Here is a 3,828-nt window from a genome sequence, read left to right on the forward strand (position 1 = left end):
CTCGATGTACCAGTAGGTGAGGCCAACTTCGGTGTGGCCGACATACGTCGCAAGCTTCGGCAGCTCGCGCGTGACATCCGCCCCGGCGCGGTACCATGCCACCAGCCGGCCGGTGACGAACGAGTGGACCTAATTCCGCCGGCGGAATTATCGCCATAATTCCGGCGCCCAGATTATTCCGGCAATGGGTGAGCAATGTGTCTATATCCCGGAGAATCGCGTGATCGGGGGCGCATGATGACGGAATAATCAGAGGGAGTTCAGGAACGCCAAAACACGGCCGATAAGGGGGTAGTGAAGGGATCACCACAAAATGGCGGATACCGTAAGGTCGGGAATTTACGGCGAGTAGGCCGAGTTGATTCCGGTCTTGATGTTGCAATCGCTCGCGCATTCGGCTCTCGTCTCCAATTGGGGATTTTCCCCAAACGTGAGGAGACGGATGATGAAGATCCATCGTAAGAGCGCTGTAACGACATCCATTAAACCGGTGTGTGTTGGGCCAATCGCCGCTCACAGAGAGAAATTTGCGGAATTCCTCGCCAGCGAGGGCTATGTTGCGTCCACGATCAAACTCAAGTGTGTGCGGATAGGGGATCTCAGCTTCTGGTTGAGCCAACACCGATTGCCGCTCGTCAAACTGGACGAGGCGCGGCTTGCCCAGTTTGACGCTGGCCATCGCCGGTCAACGCGACGCGGCGATGCCACTACTGACCATCAACTGCTGGCATTTTTACGCGGTCTCGGGGTGATCCCCGCGTTACCGCAAACACAAGGCCAGACCGCTTGCGATCGGCTCACGCGCGATTATGAGGTATTCCTGAGCGCCGAGCGCGGTTTGGCGCGCGCGACGGTGATAGGCTATCTCCCCATCGTGCGGCGGTTTTTGACCGAGCACTTCGAGGGCCAGGCCTTGCGCCTTCAGGATTTGCAGCCACGGGATCTGCATCGCTTCATTCTTCGTCAAGCCCGGCGCGTCAGCCGTACGCATGCCGGAACGACCGTCACCGCGCTCCGCTCTTTCCTGCGCTTTCTGCGCCAGCGCGGCGCGATCAAAACGGATCTGGCCGGCGCCCTCTTCGGGGTGGCTCGTTGGCGGTTGTCGCACCTCCCCAAGTCGCTCCCGCGTGAGCAGGTCGAGCAACTGCTTCGGTGCTGCGATCGCGGCACGCCCACCGGTCAGCGGGATTATGCGATCTTGATGCTCTTGGCGCGACTCGGGTTGCGCGGCGGAGAAGTGCTCGCCATGACATTAGACGACCTGGATTGGGAGCGAGGCGAGGTTGTGGTGCGCGGTAAAGGTCAGCGATGGGAACGACTCCCGTTGCCGAAAGACGTCGGTGAGGCCCTGGTCTGCTATCTGCGCCACGTACGCCCAGCGTGTTCGACGCGCACGGTCTTTATCCGCATGAAGGCTCCGCGGCATGGTCTCCGCTTAAGCGCCATTTGCTGTGTGGTGCGTCGCGCCCTCAAGCGCGCCGGATTGAACCCCGACTTCAAAGGGGCCCATTTGTTGAGACATTCTCTGGCCACCCACATGCTGCGCCGGGGCGCCTCTCTGGGCGAGATCGGTCAACTGTTGCGTCACCGGCAGCCCACGACGACGCAGATCTATGCCAAGGTCGATATCGAGGCGCTGCGCGATATTGCGCTGCCGTGGATGGGAGGTGCGTCATGAGCGCCTTACAAACCGCGTTCGATGAGTATCTCGCCGTGCGTCGCGCCTTGGGGTACAAGCTGCGCCTCGAAGGACGACTGTTGCAGCGATTTGTCGACTTCGCCGAACACTCAGGCGCCGATTATATCACCACCGAGCTGGCCTTGAGCTGGGCCACCCAACCGGCCCAGGCGCAACCGTCCCAGTGGGCCAACCGCTTGGGGATGGTGCGTCGTTTCGCACGCTACTGCCTGCCCCGTGATCCGCGCACCGTGGTGCCGTTGCCGGATTTACTTCCCCACCGGTACCGGCGGGTGGCACCCGATATTGCCAGTGACGAGGAGATCCGCCAACTGCTCAAGGCGGCACGGCAGTTGCCCTCCGCGATCGGCTTGCGCCCGCACATCTTTGCTACGCTCTTTGGACTGTACGTCGCCACCGGCCTGCGGGCTACCGAGGCCTTACATCTGGATCGGGACGACGTGGACCTCGTCTGCGGCGTGCTGACGATTCGGGATTCGAAGTTTGGTAAAGCCCGATATGTCCCCTTGCATCCTTCCACGCAACGCGCTTTGCAACGCTACGCCAGACTTCGGGATCGTTTGTGTCGCTCCCCCGATAGTCCCCGCTTCTTCCTCTCTGACCGCGGCCACGGCGTGACATACGACATGCTGCGGTGGACATTCGTCAAAGTGTCTCACCAGAGCGGCCTGCGTGGTCCCGGGGACTCGCACGGACCGCGTCTGCACGGGTTTCGTCACCGGCTCGCCATCCATACCCTTCTCAGGTGGTATCGACACGGGGTCGATGTCGAGCGCCATCTGCCGGCGCTTTCCACGTATTTGGGGCATGCCCATATTACCGACACGCAGTGGTATTTGACGGCGACGCCGCAGTTGTTGCGCTACGCGCTCAACCGGGTGGAACGATCCGAGCGGAGGGCCCGTCTATGAACGCTGCTAGCCCCTTTCCCGCGCTGTTAGAGTCCTTCTTCCTGGATCGGCTGATGCGCCAGCGACAGGCCAGTCCCCATACCATTGCGAGCTATCGCGACACCTTTCGCCTGCTGCTGCAGTTTGCCCAAAAGCATTTGCGCAAAGCGCCCTCGCAGTTGACCTTGCCGGATCTGGATACGCCGTTTCTTGGCGCGTTCCTCGATCACCTCGAGCAAAAACGCGACAACAGCGCCCGCAGTCGCAACGTGCGCCTCGCCGCCATCCATTCCTTCTTCCGCTATGTCGCCTTGCATGCACCCGAGTACAACGCCGTGGCGGCGCGTGTGCTCGCGATGCCCAGTAAACGCTACATCCGTCGACCGATCTGTTTCCTGACACCGGTCGAAATCGATGCTCTGCTCGCTGCACCTGACCTTGCCACCTGGAGCGGACGGCGGGATCGCGCCCTGTTGCTGCTCGCCGTTCAGACGGGACTGCGAGCGACTGAACTCACCGGCTTACGCTGCGAGAACATCGTCTTCGGCGCCGGTGCGCACGTACAGTGCCTGGGTAAAGGGCGCAAGACACGGTGCACTCCGCTACGCCAGGAGGCCGTCACGGTCCTACGGAGCTGGCTACGGGAACGTCAGGCGCAACCCTCCGATCCGGTCTTCCCCACCACGCGGGGGCAGGCCTTGGGTCATGACGGCCTGGAATACCTGCTGAACAAACATCTGGCGGTCGCCCGCCGTCACTGCCCCTCATTGACCCAAAAGCGCATAACGCCTCATTCCTTGCGTCATTCGCTCGCGATGAATCTTCTTCACCACGGCGTGGGCACGTCCGTCATCGCGTTGTGGCTGGGCCACGAGTCGATAGAAACCACCGCGATCTACTTGCAGGCCGATATGCAGCTGAAAGAAGAGGCGTTGGCGAAGGCCACCGCCACTCCAAAGGCTCGCGCCTCTCGCTATAGGCCCTGCGATCGCGTCTTGGCCTTCCTGAACTCCCTCTGATTATTCCGTCATCATGCGCCCCCGATCACGCGATTCTCCGGGATATAGACACATTGCTCACCCATTGCCGGAATAATCTGGGTGCCGGAATTATGGCGAAAGTCCTGCAGCCGCGGCCCGCGGCCAGCGCGGGGCGAACCGTTTGCAGGGCGCAGGCCGACGGCGCGGGAGAGTCTGACGAACATCCGCCGGACGCTGGAGCCGGCGAGGCGCCGCCCCC

General features: G+C 61.8%; 3 protein-coding genes and 1 pseudogene. 3 read left to right on the top strand and 1 reads right to left on the bottom strand.

Annotated features, from left to right (window positions below):
* Positions 1-442: 442 nt before the first annotated feature.
* The 3 genes from ACYCTF_RS14145 to ACYCTF_RS14155 are packed head-to-tail and all read left to right on the top strand — an operon-like array spanning position 443 to position 3,608.
* Positions 443-1,678, top strand: coding sequence for a site-specific integrase (locus ACYCTF_RS14145; RefSeq protein ID WP_461265819.1), 1,236 nt, complete (start codon positions 443-445; stop codon positions 1,676-1,678).
* Positions 1,675-2,610, top strand: a complete 936-nt coding sequence (locus ACYCTF_RS14150; protein ID WP_461265817.1) for a tyrosine-type recombinase/integrase — start codon at positions 1,675-1,677, stop codon at positions 2,608-2,610. Before ACYCTF_RS14145 ends, ACYCTF_RS14150 begins: the two co-directional genes overlap by 4 nt.
* Positions 2,607-3,608: a tyrosine-type recombinase/integrase gene (locus tag ACYCTF_RS14155; protein WP_461265815.1), complete on the top strand. Its 1,002-nt coding sequence runs from the start codon at positions 2,607-2,609 to the stop codon at positions 3,606-3,608. Before ACYCTF_RS14150 ends, ACYCTF_RS14155 begins: the two co-directional genes overlap by 4 nt.
* Positions 3,609-3,619: 11 nt before the next feature.
* On the opposite strand, the pseudogene ACYCTF_RS14160 reads toward ACYCTF_RS14155, so the two are convergent.
* A pseudogene (locus ACYCTF_RS14160) lies at positions 3,620-3,828 on the bottom strand (hypothetical protein); the annotation flags it as partial.

This window comes from Acidiferrobacter sp. (genome assembly GCF_054609335.1).